The sequence below is a fragment of the Balneola sp. genome (genome assembly GCA_003712055.1).
Lineage (GTDB): Bacteria > Bacteroidota > Rhodothermia > Balneolales > Balneolaceae > RHLJ01.
In genome coordinates, this window is sequence record RHLJ01000002.1 from 97,380 (window position 1) to 113,739 (window position 16,360).

Below are 16,360 nucleotides of genomic sequence, written 5' to 3' on the forward strand. Positions count from 1 at the left end.
ACCTCTCTCAGAGTAGTTCCTTACAAAAAAGATGATTTTATTTTATTAATTAATAATTGTTTATTACTTAGAGCAAATAGAATAAGGGTTAAAGTGTAAATATTAAGTTATGTCCGATAATGAGGAATTTGATCAAACACGATTAAATCAATCTAAAGAAGACTTAGAAAAGGAGAAGCTGAAGCTTGAGATTAAAAACCTAAAGCATCCATATAAGACGACACTAATTGTAACTCTATTTACACTTTTAATTTCAGGAATAATAAATCTCGAACCAATTAAGAGAGAGGTTGAGTTAAGAAAATTAGAAAATCAGATAGCTGAAATTGAGTTGAAATCGAGAGAAGATGATTTGTCAGTTAGAAGAGAAGAGTTCTTAAATGATAGTTTAAAAATGGTCCAGGAGATCGAGTATTTAAAGGTTGAACAAGAATTGCAGCGAGGTAAAAATATCGAGTTAGGTATACTAATATCTAAAAAAGAAGATAGCTTAATAGAATTAGGCTTGGCAATAGATTCGCTAGAGACAGATCTAAAATTTTCAATCGTTGATACCTATGTAAATGATATAAAGGAAAATTTTCTAGGAACACCATCCTTTAGATACCTATTTGAACTATTGAATAGTGATATATCTATTGAATCTAGGCTCGACCAGGCAATTGAATCAGAAACCCGCCTTAAAGAAAAAACTAGACTGTTATTACTGAAGTATCGAGATAATTTGGAAGAGCTCGACGAAACTCTTCTAGATTTTATATCTGAATATCCTGATAAAGTTGATAACAAATATTACGCTGATCTAATTCAAGTTATGCCATTCCTAAAACCATATATTCCGGTTTTTTTTGAGGAAATTATTGTCAAAAAAATGCAAGGTGACCTCAAAAATTTAGACGAAAGGGAGTTTCTAAAATCAATTAATGGAGATTTAAAATTCAAATATAGTCTACCATTCGTCGGAGGGACTACCGATCTCAAAGACTTTTCAAAAGATATAGCAGAATCAATTCGTGACTCATCCACGGCAATTGATTTCAAGAATTACATTTCTTACACGGCAAAAAATAAACTTGAAGAACCGATAATTTTTTATGGTTTAGTTCTTTATGAGCTTGAGGCTTTATTATATGTGAATCCCTGTCACTATACCTACTTAATTGGACTCGAAATATTAGAAAACGGTGATAATCAATTTGCTCAAGACTATTTCAATTTTTCGTATTCAAACACTTTCACAAGAATTGGATTAAACTATTCGATCAATCCACCTAATGAGTTGAATATGGGCGCCTGGAGAAATTGGACAGAACAAAACAGTCAATTTGAATCTCCTCAAGTTAAATGTGAATAGTCTTCTAAATAATTAACTAATTAGCAAAACGATGAAAAATAGATTTAGTTTTGAACCAGATATTGAAAGTCAAAATTTACTTCTAAGAGCAGTAAAACGGAATAAACTAAAAGATGCTCAGAAAGCCATAGAAGAAGGTTTTGATGTTAATCATCAAGATGATAGAGGAGCATCAATACTTATGTGGGCTACTTATAAAACTAACCTTGATTTTATAAAGTATCTTATTTCAAAAGGTGCGGATTATACATTAAAAGGAAGAATAGATGTAGCACCAGCAATATACTATGGAAGTATAATGGGTATTGCAGCTGGGGAAAGAAAGCATGAGATGTTGCGGTATTTTATAGAGGAGTTGTCAATAGATGTCAATGATAAGGAAAATGAAAGCGGTGGGTTTCCTGGATGGACTGCATTACAGTATAGTATAGCAGTGAACGACTTAATTGCAGTTAGATATTTATTGGGGAAAAAAGCAGATCCAAATCCAGAATATTATAGAACATCATCGCTTTATGACCCAATTAAAAATAATAACATAGAAATGTTTGATCTATTGATTAAACATGGGTCGATTATTTATGATACACCTGAAAAGTCTTCTATTTATGTCGCTAGTGCACATGAAAACAAATATTTTTTAGAGATTATTTTAATGAAGGGTATTGATCCAAACCTTAGATCAGTAATGAAAAAATTTACTCCATTAATGTTTGCAGCATCAAATAATAGAATCAATAATTGTAAGGTATTAATAGAATATGGAGCTAAGAAAGATTTAGAATCTTATACTGGGCAAACAGCTTTAACTATGGCTAAGAATGCAGGAAATACAAAGATTGTAAAGTTTTTAGAATCCATATAAGCAAATCAAAGAGTGGTCCTATATATACTCTTATGAAGAGAATTTTATATTAATAGTATATTAATTGAAACTTTGATTTTTTTAGCAAAAAGAAAGCCTGCTATAAAATGAATTATAACAGGCTTTTAGCTAAGTACACCCGAGAAGATTCGAACTTCTAACCGCCTGATTCGTAGTCAGGTACTCTATCCAGTTGAGCTACGGGTGCATTTTGGAAAGACTCCAAAGATAAAGACTTCTGAATCTTTGAACAATATCAAATTAGCTTTTTCAATCCGGTCTCAATTGCTAGATTAACCAGCGCATTCACAAATCCGGATTCTTTTGGCAAGTTTTGATTTATGGTCGGCACTGATAGTAGTAGGGGTTCTGCAGGGAATCTTTGTACTGGGCCTTTTCTTTATCAGACAGGAGTTCAAATCAAATACTCAATGGTATTTACTGGGAATTGTGCTGGTATTCTTCTGGCTTCAGCTGGAATTCCTGTCTATCCGGTGGCCTTATACCATTGACAGTATGCTGTTTTATGGGACAAGATTGGGTTCCTGGTTCATTATTGGGCCTTTGCTGTTTTTATATACTGATTCATTTATCAATAAAGAAAGAACTAAGTTTGCAGGCATACTTCATTTCCTTCCATTCATCTTTTTTGTACTAATCCTTCCATTATTCTATGCTGATTTCTTCAGTTTCCGTCAGATTCACTATGGCATGCTTACCGTCTTCGACAGTTTTAACAGGGAGCCGATAAGCTCAATCCAATATGTTTATTCGGTCGTATTCGTAGCTCAATTCATTCACCTGTTTATTTATTTGGTCATCAGTTTGAGGAAGGTTCGGAAGTATGAATCAAAGTTAGCTGATACATACTCTTCCTACCAGGAATCTGAACTTAGATGGTTGAGGTTTACCATTTACTCCTTGTTAGGTATTCTCGTTTTGGCATCCGTCTTTTTGGTGATCTTTTTCCTCACGCTGGTATACCGTCGGCACCTGGATTATATCTATGTACTACCCATGAGTTTTTTAATGTATATCATCGCCTACAAACTGATGGGAGCAAATTTCACTATTGTTGAGCCCAGTTCTAAGTACCAGACTTCTTCTTTAAAAGAAGAGGCTGCTAGTAAGTACGCGGAGCAAATAAAAGAGTATATGATTTCCCAAAAGCCCTATTTAAAAAATGGCTTAAAGCTCGTTGATTTAAGCCAGGACTTGGAGATACCTGCCCATCATATATCGAGAGTGATTAATGAGAAGTATGGTCAGAACTTCCATGATTTTGTGAATGGCTATAGAGTAGAGGAAGCAAAGTCACTAATGAAAGAATTGAAAAAGCCTACGTTGCTTGAGATCGCCTTTTCTGCAGGCTTCAATAATAAAACTTCTTTCAATAACGCCTTCAAAAAATTCAGTAATTCAACTCCTTTTGCCTACCGAAGAAATTTACATTCCTAAACAATTTTGTAGGTAAGAATTATAAGGGTTGACGATTTTACGGCTCGATGCCGGGATCATGATGCATCAATTAATTCAAAAAATAGATCATCATGAAAAAAGCATCACTCATACTATTACTCTTTACACCATTTATACCCGGTTCAGTATACAGTCAAAGCTATACAGTAGATGCCGGGCATACTGCGATTACTTCGAAAGTAATGCGATTTGGGGTTATTCCGGTTCTTGGAAGATTTAACGATGTGTCGGGCTCTATCTCCTATAATCCTGGCTCGCCGGAAAATACTTCCGCAACTATCACCATTAAAACGGGAAGCTACGTGGCCAATAATGTGGATGGTGAAGAAGCTGTAATGAGCGATGCTTTTCTAAATGTAGCATCTCATCCCGAAATGATATTTGAGGTAACAAAACTGGTTGGGAAAGGAGAGGGTTTAATGGCTACAGGCACATTGACTCTTCATGGCACAACCAAGGAAGTAAGTATACCGGTATCTATTACTGGGCCAATGATGGATTTACCTACCAGGAAACAATCTATCGGTATAGTAGGCAGCCTTACTATAAACCGGCTCGATTATGGAGTGGGTCAAGAGATGAAGCTACCAACAGGGTTGGAGATAATTGGTAATGATGTGGTGATTGAGTTTTATGTACTTGCACTGGCTGACTAAACTGATAGGATGTCTATGTTGCTACATATTCCTGAGCGGGCAGGTGTTCGCCCAGGAAATTCTATTATCGCCAGCTAATACCACTATTGAGTTCGAGATTAAGCACCTCAGCGTTCTTACAGTCAAAGGGAGCTTCAATGAGTTTAGCGGGAGTCTGGTTAAAAAAGATGATTTCTGGATGATATCCGGGACCGTAGCTTCAACAACCATCAATACCAACAATGAAAAGAGAGATGAAACCCTTCGCACCGACGCCTACTTCGATGTAGAGAAATATCCCCAAATTACCTTTGAAGGAACTGGTGATCAGATCGAAGATGGGCTCAGGATAACGGGGTTACTAATTCTAAAAGATCTCAGTGCTGAACTATCTTTTCAATTGCTCGAAAAGGATCAACAACTTATCTCTGAGGAAATAAAACTCTCTCGAAAAGAAATCGGCTTGAGTTTTGATTCCATGGATATGCTCATTGGGGATGAGGTCATTATTCAAATAACGATTAATGAAGGCTTGAAATAAAGCGTATATGTCATCCTGAACTAGTTTCAGGATCTGTAGTGCCTTTTTCGTTGATTAAGCTTTTGCTTTATCAACGTATCTATCTTTACAGATCCCGGGACCTGTGCTGAACTGGATTCAGTATCAAGTCCGGGATGACCTAATCTCTTCCTGAATTGTGAAAGTTTGTATTTCAGGATGGTTTAGTACATTCAGGGTAATACATTCCGAGTGATAGATATCGGTTAACCCAAACGGAGGTAGAATGAAAAAAACAGTGATGTTGCTATTAGGAGTTCTTCTGATAGCACCTGGAAGCCTATGGGCTCAAAGAGATAAATCGGATGAAGACGGAGAAAAGGACAAGTTTACGGAACTCATAGAGGATGCCGAACACTTTGAAGGTTTCTTTGATCTTTATAAGAAAGATGGCAAGCTTTATATGGCCATTACAGAAGAGGACTTGAACAAAGAATTCCTCATGAATTTCGAAATTTCGCAAGGAATCGGTGCTTCAGGAGTATTTGGAGGTACAATGCTCAATATTTTTGAAGGACTATTAGTATCTCTCGAAAAACATGAAGGAAAGATATTCCTGGTTAAAAAGCCTCATCGATATACGGCAGAAGAAGGCACACCACAAGCTAATGCGGTAGAGCTTACCTTTGGAAATTCAGTAATGGAAACAGCTAAAGTAGAGACAACCAACGATGATGGTGTTATGCTCATCGATGTGTACTCCTGGTTTGTTTCAGATATGTCTCAGGTAAGTAACCGAATCAAGAATGCCGTTGCGTCAAGACCGGGGACACCAGGAAGAGCTTCTCTTGATAAAGGGAAAAGCTATATGTCAGAGGTGAAATCTTTTCCAAAGAACACCAATATTGAGGTGAAACTTACCTTCAATAATCAGGAAAGGGGAGCCCCTCGAACAGTGCCTGATTCCAGATACATCCCGGTTGGAGTTCATTATAGCCTTGTTGAACTACCAGAAGTACCCATGAAGCCAAGAATGGCGGATATGAGAACAGGTTATTTTATGACCGTTCACAAAGATTTCACCAGTGATGACGAGGAATTTTTTAGAAGATATATCAATAAGTGGAGATTGGAATGTGCGGATGAACCTGATGAAAATGGGTTATGTAATCCGGTAAAGCCGATCACTTATTACATCGATCATAGTGTTCCCGAAGAATACCATCAGGTGATGATGGATGGAGTACTTGGTTTTATTCCTGCATTTGAAGCTGCAGGATTCAAAAACGGAATTGCAGTAGATATGCTTCCAGAAGATGCAGATGCTGAAGATATTCGCTATGCAACACTTCGTTGGAATGTATCTGATCAATCCGGGTATGGAGCGATTGGTCCTTCCGTAGTTGACCCTAGAACCGGAGAAATCCTGGATGCAGATATGCTTTTTGAAGCAAATATGGTTCAAAACTGGAAACGTTTTTACAGAGCCAATATAGATCCTATTCAATCTTTCAACGAAATGTTTGAGATGAGTGAAGAAGAATCTATAGCTATGCAAAATGGAGCGGAAATGGCTTCTATGGCAGCTGAAATTGGAGCTCAGGCAATGCTTCTTCGAACGGCGTTAATTGCACGCGGAGAACTGGAGGCCGATGATCCAGTACCAGTAGATTATGTGAACCAGGCTATGTTCCGTGTAACGATGCATGAGGTTGGGCACACTCTTGGTTTGAGACATAACTATCGCTCTTCTGCAGATACACCTTTCGATAAGCTACATGACAAGGCTTATACCGAGGAAAATGGATTAGCCAATTCCGTAATGGAATATGTAGGAATCAATATTGCTCCTCCGGGACAAGAACAAGGATACTATTACACGCCTGGAGCAGGTTCCTATGATAAGTGGGTAATTGCTTTTGGATATACTCCTGATGATGAACGAGCTGTAGAGCTAGCTCGGGAGTCTGCATTAGAGGGTAATAAATACGCTCCCGATGAAGATGCGCGGGGATCTGCAGCACTTGATCCTCATGTAAATGTATATGATTTATCGGATGATCCACTGCGTTGGGGTAAGGAAAGATCTGAGTTGATCAAAGGAATTTGGGCAAACCTTCCTGATCATGTTCTTGCTGATAACGTACCTTATTTTGAGGTTACTGATGCTTTCCAGGTTCTGCTTAGCCAATACAGCAGAGCAGTTGGAACCGGTGTTAAATACATTGGTGGTCAACATCATTATCGAGATCATGTGGGCGACCCGGGAGCTCGTGAGCCATTTGTAAATGTTCCAAGAGCAAAGCAGCTTGAAGCTCTTGATTTCATTATCGAATCGGTATTTGATGAAGATGCTTTTGGATTACCACAAGAGGTGTATCAAAAGTTTGGTGCCGATAGATGGAGCCACTGGGGTAACACTAACACCTATGGTGGAAGGATTGATTACCCATTACATCAAACACTTTCTGGTTTCCAGGCTGCGATGTTGAACCAGCTTACTAACCCTGCCAAGCTTTCAAGAATGAGAGATGGGGAAGTAAAGTTTGGAACAGAAAATGTAGTTACCATTCCGGAAATGATGGGTGAATTATCTTCTTCGGTATGGAGTGAAGTTTGGAGTGCACCTGGTACGAACGTGAGTAGTTTACGTCGTGATTTACAGCGAGCTTATATCGATAGAATGGCAACGTTAGTAACCGATGCACCAAATGGTACTCCTGCTGATGCTCGTTCAGTTGCTCGTCTTGAGCTTATGAACCTGAAGTCTAGAATAGATAGAAGACTTAGCCCTCCGTTTAGCTTTGATAGCTATACAGAAGCTCATTTGCGTGAAGTTCAAGCAAGGATTGACAGAATCCTGCAAGCAGATATGGACTTGGAAAACTAATCCCTCACGTCATTCCGCAGCGAAGGCCGGAATCTAGATTTAGATTCCGGCCTTCGCTGCGGAATGACCTCTTAAGGGTTGTAATTGCTATTTTAGCTTGAACTTTTACGTTGATCTGTAGCAACAAAAAAAGCCCCTTCGCTTAGCGAGGGGGCTTTTTTATTAATGAGGTGATACTAAATATTAGTATCTGTATTCATCGGATTTGTAAGGTCCTGTAATAGGAACTCCGATATACTCAGCTTGTTCTTCAGTAAGTACTTCAAGCTCAACACCAATTTTAGCAAGGTGTAGTCGAGCTACTTTCTCATCAAGAGATTTTGGAAGTACATGAACTTTACCTGATTCAAACTCCTCCGGTCGGTTCCATAATGCGATTTGAGCAATGGTTTGGTTGGTGAAACTATTGCTCATCACAAAGGATGGGTGACCAGTAGCATTACCAAGGTTCATTAATCTTCCCTGGGAAAGAAGAATCAACTGATTTCCATTTTCAAGGGTAAAAATATCAACCTGAGGTTTAATATTTTCTTCCTGAGCATTTGCCTTCAACCAGGCTACATCAATCTCATTATCAAAGTGACCAATGTTTCCAACGATTGCTTTGTCTTTCATTGATTCGAAGTGTGCTCCGGTAAGAATGTCTTTGTTACCTGTAGCAGTTACAATAATATCAGCTCTTGGAGCAGCCTGATCCATTCTTTTTACCTCGAAACCATCCATTGCGGCCTGAAGGGCACAGATTGGATCAATCTCGGTAACAATAACTCTTGCTCCGGCGCCTCTTAGAGAAGCAGCAGTACCTTTACCTACATCACCGTAACCAGCAACAACAGCTACTTTACCAGCCATCATTACATCGGTAGCTCGGCGAATAGCATCTACTGCAGATTCTTTACAACCATACTTGTTGTCGAATTTAGATTTGGTTACAGAGTCATTCACATTGATCGCAGGAAGAGGAAGTGTTCCGTTTCTTTCACGCTCAATTAGTCGAAGAACACCAGTAGTGGTTTCTTCAGAAATACCTTTGATTCCGGATACTAATTCTGGGTATTTATCCAGTACCATGTTGGTAAGGTCTCCACCATCATCAAGGATCATGTTCAAAGGCTGACCATCAGGGAAGAAAATGGTTTGCTCGATACACCAGTCAAACTCTTCTTCATTCATTCCTTTCCAGGCATATACAGGAACTCCTGCATCAGCGATAGCTGCAGCTGCATGATCCTGAGTTGAATAAATATTACATGATGACCAGGTAACTTCAGCGCCAAGCTCAACCAGTGTTTCTATTAAAACAGCGGTTTGAATGGTCATATGAAGGCAACCTGCGATGCGAGCACCTTTTAAAGGCTGCTCAGCTTTGTATTCCTCGCGGATTGCCATTAGACCTGGCATTTCGGCTTCAGCAAGCTCGATTTCCTGACGTCCAAATTTAGCAAGGCTTATGTCTTTTACCTTATAGGCCAATTTTTCTTCTACTTGTTGCATATTGTTTTTTCTATGAGTCTTTATTGTCTTCTATAATCGTTTTGGCTTTTAAATAATCGCCTTCAGTACCAGCCGAACCTAGTTCAGCCTTGATAAAAAATCCTTGTGGGTCGAAAAATACCTTAAATGGAATCCCCAGTGAAATAACCTCTGCTCCAACATCATAAGAGTCTAGAGCGAATTCAAAATTGTAACCTGTTTGTTCGATAAACTCGTTTATTTCTGCTTCTTCATCAGCAGTTAATGTGTTAACAGCCAATACTTCGAAATCATTTCCATATTCCGCTTTCAGAGAGTCCAGTGCCGGGAAAACCATAAGACAAGGGCTACACCAGGTTTCCCAGAAATCAATCATCACTACTTTGCCTTTATAATCAGATAAATAGACATCATTTCCTTCCATGTCCTTAAACTTGGCACGTTGTAATACTGACTCAAGGCGTGCTTCTTCTTCACTAAGCTCACGTGGATTTTGCATTTTATTTTCCGCACAAGCAGAGAATACAAACAGGGCTATTAAAAATAATATTGAGAGGTTCTTCTTGTTCATAAATAGTTTTTTAAAATAGATAGCAAAGATAAGGCATATTCCTCAGAAAAGTGTAATTGGCATTGGTTAACGGGCTGATAATCTTCTTCTTTTAACAAGCTTTTTAAGGATGTCCTTTTTTAGAAGGAACCGTATCTTTGGCGATGCAAAATTCTACAGTGGCTAATACCATATACGACTTTACAATTGTGGGGGCTGGGATTGTAGGCTTATCTACTGCCTACAAATTATCATTATCATTTCCGGATGCTAAAATCCTGGTATTAGAGAAAGAGCAAAAAGTGGCAGCTCATCAAACCGGTAAGAACTCAGGGGTTATTCATTCGGGTATTTACTATAAGCCAGGCAGCTATAAGGCCAGAAATTGCAAAGACGGACGCTACCAGCTGGTTGAGTTTTGTTCAGAACATGGTGTAGCCATGGACATTTGTGGAAAAGTAATTGTAGCTACCGAAGAAGAAGAGCTTCCACGTTTAGAAAAAATTTATGCACGTGGGGTGGAGAATGAGATCGAGGGCATCAAAAAAATTGATTCTCAGGAATTAGCTGAAATTGAACCTTACGTTTCAGGAGTAGCTGCTATCCAGGTACCTTGTGCTGGCATCGTTGACTTTGCCGGAATGTGTGCAAAAATGAAGGAGTTACTGGAAGCCAATAAAGGAGAGGTAAAGTTTGGCCAACGTGTAGAGCGAATTATGCAAACAAATGGGGTAGCACAAGTTGTTACTTCAAAGGAAAGCTTCACGACCAAATATGTGATCAATTGTGCAGGGTTATATTCCGATCGGGTTGCTAAGTCTGCTGGCGTTTCATCTCCTGTACAAATCGTCCCTTTTAAAGGGGAGTATTATGAACTGAAAGAGGACGCCGAATATCTGGTAAACCATCTCATCTATCCGCTACCTAATCCTGAGTTTCCTTTTTTAGGGGTTCATTTTACCAGGATGGCACTTGGAGGTATTGAGTGTGGTCCAAATGCAGTATTTGTATTTAAAAGGGAAGGGTATGAGAAACTGGCATTTGACCTGGAAGAGGCTTTTGAATCGTTGACCTTTCCGGGTTTCTGGAAGATGGCATCCCGCCACTGGCAGATGGGCCTGGATGAATATAAGCGCTCTTTTTCAAAAGCGGCTTTTGTAAGAGGACTTCAGAAACTAATTCCTTCTGTAAGGGAAGAGCATCTCAAAAATGCACCTCCTGGTGTACGTGCCATGGCGCTATTACCTAATGGGGAAATTCTTGATGATTTCCATTTCGAGGTTGCTCACAATCAAATTCACGTGCTTAATGCGCCAAGTCCTGCTGCTACTGCTGGGCTGGCCATTGGTGATGAAATTGTATCAAGGGCTAGTACAGAGTTCGGTTTATAACTCAAGAATAGCATCCCAAAGCTGCATATTCCTATCCTTGTTTTTAATAAGAATGAGCGGCAGGTACTGATCTCTGTCTATAAGTGCTTCTGTAGTACTTCCTAATACAAATGCGGAAAGGGTATTTCGTCCACGAGAGCCCATTACCACGGCATCAATCTGATTCGAAAAAGAAAAACGATTAATCATATAAGGGATGCTGTCGTTCTTCTTTAGCTTGTAATGCATTTCGAAAGAGGAGGGATCGATATCATTTTCTTTAAGGAATAATGAAAGCTCCTGCTCAGCATTTTTTTGGAGTTCGTTAGCAAACTCATCATAGCTAAGCCCCGTTTTGAAATAACCGCTTGGCATTTTCATGATATGAAGGCCAACCACTCGCATATCAGGTTGATCCTTAATTACATTGAGCGCAAACTTTAGTGACATATAACTATTTCTGGAAAAGTCGATGGGCACTAATAGAGAGCAAATATTTTCAGGTATAGTTGGAGGAATAAGTGCTATTGAGCAAGTAATAGATCGAGCTATTTTTTGCAGGAATGTAATCTCAGAGTCGTGTAAATCACTACGGTTGATGACGAGCAAATCAATATCATGCTCCCTTACAAATTTACCAATGGTTTGAAGCTTCACTCCATCCGAGATTTGAATATCAATCGATGGAGCTTTTTGAATATTCTCGTATTGAGAGATTTTTTCTTGAATAGCTCCTTTTAACGATTCATCAACTGGAGCAATAAGCCCCGGATATTTTTCTACTAGTTTTTTAGGAACATCCAGGTTGTCGGTAACATGCAAAAAAGTAATCGACTCAAATGAAACCACGTTGCTCATGCGGTTAACATATTCACAAACCACATCATCGTGGTCATTTAGTTCCATTAATACCAGTAAGTTCTTAATTGAGTACATAATTTTTTGAAATAGAATCGCGTGTTAGACGCTATAAAATAATTCGGAAGGATTAATAAGCAAGTGCTTAAAGTTAAGGGTATATCAAATGTTAAACACTTAAATGTTTCTCATGGAAAAGAGGCATTTAAAAGTCATCTGCCACGCTATTTATATCTATATGGCTCAAATGTCGCAAAACTACACAAGTTTACCGGAATTTTACTACCGCTGACTCAGTTAGAATGGGTATCTATGTAATGTGTTATAAACCGATTTGTAACATGTGCACACAATTAAAATCCTATTAAGAAATTGGATAGCTAATTCCGTTAGACTAAATTGATATCCCACAATACATTATTAGAATTATGAAGAGAAGCTACTATTTATTACTTGTTTTGTTCCTTAGTTCATCTCCGCTATTGGCTCAAGTCGATTACGAAGAATCCATACAAACTATATTTACTGCTCAATGTAATAGCTGTCATAATGTAGGACAGAACACATTTAACTCAAGTTCTTATACAGCTGTAATGGCCAGTACCAGTGCTGCTGATAAGTATAACCAGAGGCATGTAATCCCGGGTGATGAAGATGGTAGCCCATTAGTTGATAAAATTGAGGCAAACCCGCAACATGGTGCTAGAATGCCCATAAATGGAGAATTAACTTCAGATCAAATCAACTTAATCAGACAATGGATTTCAGAAGGAGCAAATGAAGTAGCGACCAATTCAGAAGAAGAGATAGGTCTTCCTGACGAGTTTAAGCTGGTAGGAAATTTCCCGAACCCATTTAATCCGGGAACACAGATTGAATTCGATGTTCCTGTTTCTTCCCAGTACACCATATCTATTTATAGCGTACATGGACGTTTAATATCAGAATTAGTAGGTACCGTATCGCCAGGGAGAGCACAGATCGCAGTAAATCTTTCCAATGCCCCAACAGGAATTTATTTATACAGGGTTACTGCATTGGCTAACGGTTCTTCTACCTTAATAGGAATCGGAAGAATGACACTGATTAAATAATTCCTCCTTTTTAGTCATCCTGAGCATACTTACGAAGGATCTGGTCGGGTAAAATCCGTTGAGATTCTTCGGCAGTAGCCTCAGAATGACAAGTGAGTTTTTAATTCTTAAAGGTGCTTCTCTCAATAAGCTCACGAGCGCTATTTAGCGCTGATTCGGAAATATCCGCACCACTCATTAAGCTGGCTACTTCGCGGATATGGTCTTCCTGCGAAAGTTTTATAATGGTTGAGGTGGTACGTTCTTCTCCTTCACTCTTAGCTACTTTATAATGATGGTGTGCCTGGCTGGCAATTTGTGGTTGATGAGTGATAGCAACAATCTGACAAACATTCGATAACTTTCTCATCGATTGTCCCACTTTTTCAGAAATCTCGCCGCTGATTCCGGTATCGATTTCATCGAAAATCATAACAGGAAGGCTTTGCTCCTGAGCAAGAATAGTTTTTAGCGCCAGCATTACCCGGCTCACTTCTCCACCGGAAGCAATTTTAGCAAGTGGTTTAGGTTCTTCACCTTTATTGGTTGATATGAACATCCGAACTTCATCACATCCGGTTTCCAGACAGTCAATTAGAGCCCCTTCAATTTCTACCCAACCTGAAGTGGAATGCAATAAATCTACTTTGATATCTAACGTTGAGTTAGGAATGCCGAGTGATGAGAGTTCCTGTTTAATCGAAGCCCCGAGCTTTTCAGCGACCTGTACTCGTTGTTGATGGAGCCTCAAGGCCGAATCAGCCAATTTGAGCGATTGTTCAGCAATGTTCAGTTCCAGCTTTTCGATTTCAAGATCGAAATTATCGGCAATAGAAAGTTCATGCTGGATTTCATTCAGGTAGCTGATTAAACCTGGAATATCCCGTTGGTATTTCTTTTGAAGTCGGTTTAGCTCTGCTTGTCGATGACGGAGTTCTTCTAACCTAAGGGGATTGAATTCGATATTGTTTCGGTATCTCTCAGCAAATTGAACGGCTTCATTTATACTCACCCGTGCTGCATTTATTTCTTCCAGATAGCTTTCGAACTCGGGCTCAATTCGGGTAAGGTCTTCAAGGTTCAGTTTAAGATGGTTTAATACCTGCAGAATATTGGATTCATCACTTTCCGCTAATTCAGAAATAGCCGCCGCTTTTTGATCCAGTACCTCGGCATTATCCAGAAGGTTCATCTCATTAGAAAGATCTTCTTCCTCATCTGGTGAAAGTCGGGCTTCTTCCAACTCTTTAACTTGGAAACGATAGAGCTCCGTTTTCTCCTGAAGATCGTCTTCCCTTTTCTTGAGGGATGAAAGCTCTTGCTTTAGCAGCTTCATTTTTTCAAAATCGGATTGGTAGTTCTCTAAATAAGGAGCTATATCTCCAAAGCTATCAACCATACCCAAATGATGTTCTTCTTTAAGCAGGAGTTGATGATCATATTGACCATGTAAATCCACAAGAAGGTCTCCTGCTTCCTTAAGTAGCTTAATACTAACCGGAGTATCATTTATAAAAGCCCGACTCCCGGTTTCCCGAATCTCCCTTCTCAATATTTGATAGACCCTGAATTCAATTTCATGGGCATCCAGAAGGTGTTTGAGAGCAATATTATCGCCTGATTTGATCGTAGCTTCTACAATAGCTTTTGGAGCACCTCTTCGTATGACATCAGTATCAGCGCGCTCACCAAGAATCATATTTAGCGCCCCGATGATAATCGATTTTCCTGCGCCAGTCTGACCAGTTAAAATATTCAATCCCTCTCCAAGCGAGATCTCAAGCTCGTCGATGAGTGCAAAGTCTTTGATGTACAATGATTGGATCATTGGTTAGAAATTAGGAATTAGGAATTTTGAATTAATAATCCTTCTCACGAGTAGTTTTGATTATTGAAGTAAGGATGTTAATGATTTGTTCGATATCATATAAATAAGAATTCACATCACTTTCGGTTATGGTACTATGCTTAAGGAGTCGTAGCCAATATCTGGTTTCTCGAGCTTCTTTTAAGGATATGGATAGCTTATGTGCAAAATCTTTTCTTGAGTAACCGGCAATTGCCTCCTCAATATTGGCTCCAATACTTGTGCTGCTTCTTAGTAACTGTTTGGAAAGTACATATTCTCGTTCATCTTGTAGTTTCTTACAGAGTTCAATGATCTGTAATGCGAATTGAAAACTTTTCTTTTGTATTAGGTTATCTTTGGGCATTATTGGAGCAATTCATAATTCAAAATTTCTAATTCCTAATTGTTAGAGACAATAGAAATCAATTCCTTACAAAAGTTTTGAGCGAAGAGAAAAAGACCATTTATAATTTCAAAGTACCGGCAGGACAGCAGGAATCGATTCGGTTGGATGCCTACATCACCAGCTTTGTAGAAAACGCAACGCGAAATAAAGTTCAAAAAGCCATTAAGGATGGATATGTATCCGTGAATGGAAAGCAGGAGAAGGCTTCTTATAAAATGCTTCCAGGAGATGAAATCTATATTGAGTTGCCTATTGCTCCACCACCCGAAGCCAAAGCCGAAGAAATTGAATTAGATCTTGTATTCGAAGATGATGACCTGATTGTAGTGAATAAAGAAGCAGGCATGGTTGTTCATCCGGCTTATGGAAACTGGACAGGCACCCTTGTGAACGGGCTAATGCATCATGTAGAAGAATTGGGAGGAGAGGAAGAAGAGGAGAACCTACGACCAGGAATTGTACACCGCCTGGATAAAGATACCAGCGGCTTATTAGTCGTAGCCAAAAATGATGAAACACTTGCCACTCTTTCGGCCAAGTTTGCTGAAAAGGATATAGAGCGCACTTACTGGGCTATTGTATGGGGAACACCTTCAGAGGAAGGAACTATTGAAGGAGATATTGGGCGTTCCAAACACGACCGAAAATTAATGACGGTTCTTCCGTCAGGAAGAGGAAAGCATGCCGTAACTCATTATAAAGTGCTGGAATACTTTGACTATCTCAGCCTGATTGAAGTGAAGCTGGAAACAGGGAGGACCCATCAAATTCGGGTGCATTGTGCACATATTGGGCATCATGTTTTCGGAGATCCCACCTATGGAGGTACTTCTGTCCGATATGGCCCAAATACTGGTCAGCGGAAAGTGATGTTCCATAAACTCATTACTGGTTTAGGTCGGCAAGCTCTTCACGCCAAAACACTAGGTTTTGATCACCCAAGAACAGGGGAGATGGTTCAGTTTGATTCAGAGCTCCCGGAAGATTTCCAACATGTTTTGGATACGTTGAGGGAGAAGTGTAAGGCGGAGTACTAGGAATATTCTACTTATTAATTAA

Annotated in this window: 14 protein-coding genes and 1 tRNA gene; 9 read left to right on the forward strand and 6 right to left on the reverse strand. The window is 39.2% G+C overall.

Annotation, left to right across the window (positions count from 1 at the left end; genetic code table 11):
- Positions 1–109: 109 nt before the first annotated feature.
- Both ED557_05400 and ED557_05405 read left to right on the forward strand, forming a co-directional pair.
- A complete protein-coding gene (locus ED557_05400; protein RNC84420.1) occupies positions 110–1,354 on the forward strand; it encodes a hypothetical protein in 1,245 nt (414 codons plus the stop codon).
- Positions 1,355–1,385: 31 nt separating this feature from the next.
- Entirely contained in the window at positions 1,386–2,219 is an 834-nt protein-coding gene (locus ED557_05405) for an ankyrin repeat domain-containing protein (protein ID RNC84421.1), read from the forward strand.
- 134 nt (positions 2,220–2,353) lie between these two features.
- Here the strand turns inward: ED557_05405 and ED557_05410 are convergent.
- Positions 2,354–2,427: transfer RNA gene (locus ED557_05410), tRNA-Arg, on the reverse strand.
- A gap of 116 nt (positions 2,428–2,543) precedes the next feature.
- Between ED557_05410 and ED557_05415 the strand changes: the two genes are divergently transcribed.
- From ED557_05415 to ED557_05430, 4 genes are all read left to right on the forward strand, one after another.
- Positions 2,544–3,677, forward strand: coding sequence for an AraC family transcriptional regulator (locus ED557_05415; GenBank protein ID RNC84422.1), 1,134 nt, complete (start codon positions 2,544–2,546; stop codon positions 3,675–3,677).
- Positions 3,678–3,769: 92 nt separating this feature from the next.
- On the forward strand, positions 3,770–4,354 hold the full coding sequence (locus ED557_05420; protein RNC84423.1) for a polyisoprenoid-binding protein: 585 nt from the start codon (positions 3,770–3,772) through the stop codon (positions 4,352–4,354).
- The gene (locus tag ED557_05425; GenBank protein ID RNC84424.1) at positions 4,332–4,874 is read left to right on the forward strand and encodes a hypothetical protein; all 543 of its coding nucleotides are present in this window, start codon (positions 4,332–4,334) and stop codon (positions 4,872–4,874) included. Before ED557_05420 ends, ED557_05425 begins: the two co-directional genes overlap by 23 nt.
- A gap of 244 nt (positions 4,875–5,118) precedes the next feature.
- Positions 5,119–7,722 (forward strand): DUF5117 domain-containing protein, encoded by a 2,604-nt coding sequence (locus ED557_05430; GenBank protein ID RNC84425.1) that lies wholly within the window; start codon positions 5,119–5,121, stop codon positions 7,720–7,722.
- Positions 7,723–7,905: 183 nt separating this feature from the next.
- Here ED557_05430 and ED557_05435 read toward each other — a convergent pair whose 3' ends face one another.
- Both ED557_05435 and ED557_05440 read right to left on the reverse strand, forming a co-directional pair.
- Positions 7,906–9,216, reverse strand: a complete 1,311-nt coding sequence (locus ED557_05435; GenBank protein ID RNC84426.1) for an adenosylhomocysteinase — start codon at positions 9,214–9,216, stop codon at positions 7,906–7,908.
- A gap of 10 nt (positions 9,217–9,226) precedes the next feature.
- A complete protein-coding gene (locus ED557_05440) occupies positions 9,227–9,766 on the reverse strand; it encodes a TlpA family protein disulfide reductase (GenBank protein RNC84427.1) in 540 nt (179 codons plus the stop codon).
- Between the two features lie 170 nt (positions 9,767–9,936).
- On the opposite strand from ED557_05440, the gene ED557_05445 reads away from it, so the two are divergent.
- Positions 9,937–11,136 carry an L-2-hydroxyglutarate oxidase gene (locus tag ED557_05445; protein ID RNC84796.1) on the forward strand — a complete coding sequence of 400 codons (1,200 nt, stop codon included), beginning with the start codon at positions 9,937–9,939 and terminating at the stop codon, positions 11,134–11,136.
- On the opposite strand, the gene ED557_05450 is transcribed toward ED557_05445, so the two are convergent.
- The gene (locus ED557_05450; protein RNC84428.1) at positions 11,131–12,051 is read right to left on the reverse strand and encodes a universal stress protein; all 921 of its coding nucleotides are present in this window, start codon (positions 12,049–12,051) and stop codon (positions 11,131–11,133) included. The two genes, ED557_05445 and ED557_05450, sit on opposite strands and share 6 nt — an antisense overlap.
- A 350-nt stretch (positions 12,052–12,401) precedes the next feature.
- Here ED557_05450 and ED557_05455 point away from each other — a divergent pair, with 350 nt between their 5' ends.
- Entirely contained in the window at positions 12,402–13,067 is a 666-nt protein-coding gene (locus ED557_05455) for a T9SS C-terminal target domain-containing protein (GenBank protein ID RNC84429.1), read from the forward strand.
- Positions 13,068–13,167: 100 nt separating this feature from the next.
- Here ED557_05455 and recN read toward each other — a convergent pair whose 3' ends face one another.
- Both recN and ED557_05465 read right to left on the reverse strand, forming a co-directional pair.
- Complete coding sequence (gene recN, locus ED557_05460; GenBank protein RNC84430.1) at positions 13,168–14,874, reverse strand: DNA repair protein RecN; 1,707 nt, start codon at positions 14,872–14,874, stop codon at positions 13,168–13,170.
- 31 nt (positions 14,875–14,905) lie between these two features.
- On the reverse strand, positions 14,906–15,259 hold the full coding sequence (locus tag ED557_05465) for a four helix bundle protein (protein RNC84431.1): 354 nt from the start codon (positions 15,257–15,259) through the stop codon (positions 14,906–14,908).
- A gap of 38 nt (positions 15,260–15,297) precedes the next feature.
- On the opposite strand from ED557_05465, the gene ED557_05470 reads away from it, so the two are divergent.
- Positions 15,298–16,338 (forward strand): RluA family pseudouridine synthase, encoded by a 1,041-nt coding sequence (locus ED557_05470; protein ID RNC84432.1) that lies wholly within the window; start codon positions 15,298–15,300, stop codon positions 16,336–16,338.
- Positions 16,339–16,360 lie beyond the last annotated feature (22 nt).

Excerpts from the sequence above, each read along its gene's own strand:
- ED557_05435 (RNC84426.1), bottom strand. The coding sequence starts at position 9,216 with ATGCAACAAGTAGAAGAAAAATTGGCCTATAAGGTAAAAGACATAAGC.
- ED557_05405 (RNC84421.1), top strand. The coding sequence starts at position 1,386 with ATGAAAAATAGATTTAGTTTTGAACCAGATATTGAAAGTCAAAATTTA.
- ED557_05420 (RNC84423.1), top strand. The coding sequence starts at position 3,770 with ATGAAAAAAGCATCACTCATACTATTACTCTTTACACCATTTATACCC.
- ED557_05440 (RNC84427.1), bottom strand. The coding sequence starts at position 9,766 with ATGAACAAGAAGAACCTCTCAATATTATTTTTAATAGCCCTGTTTGTA.
- ED557_05450 (RNC84428.1), bottom strand. The coding sequence starts at position 12,051 with ATGTACTCAATTAAGAACTTACTGGTATTAATGGAACTAAATGACCAC.
- ED557_05430 (RNC84425.1), top strand. The coding sequence starts at position 5,119 with ATGAAAAAAACAGTGATGTTGCTATTAGGAGTTCTTCTGATAGCACCT.
- ED557_05465 (RNC84431.1), bottom strand. The coding sequence starts at position 15,259 with ATGCCCAAAGATAACCTAATACAAAAGAAAAGTTTTCAATTCGCATTA.
- recN (RNC84430.1), bottom strand. The coding sequence starts at position 14,874 with ATGATCCAATCATTGTACATCAAAGACTTTGCACTCATCGACGAGCTT.
- ED557_05425 (RNC84424.1), top strand. The coding sequence starts at position 4,332 with ATGTACTTGCACTGGCTGACTAAACTGATAGGATGTCTATGTTGCTAC.
- ED557_05400 (RNC84420.1), top strand. The coding sequence starts at position 110 with ATGTCCGATAATGAGGAATTTGATCAAACACGATTAAATCAATCTAAA.
- ED557_05455 (RNC84429.1), top strand. The coding sequence starts at position 12,402 with ATGAAGAGAAGCTACTATTTATTACTTGTTTTGTTCCTTAGTTCATCT.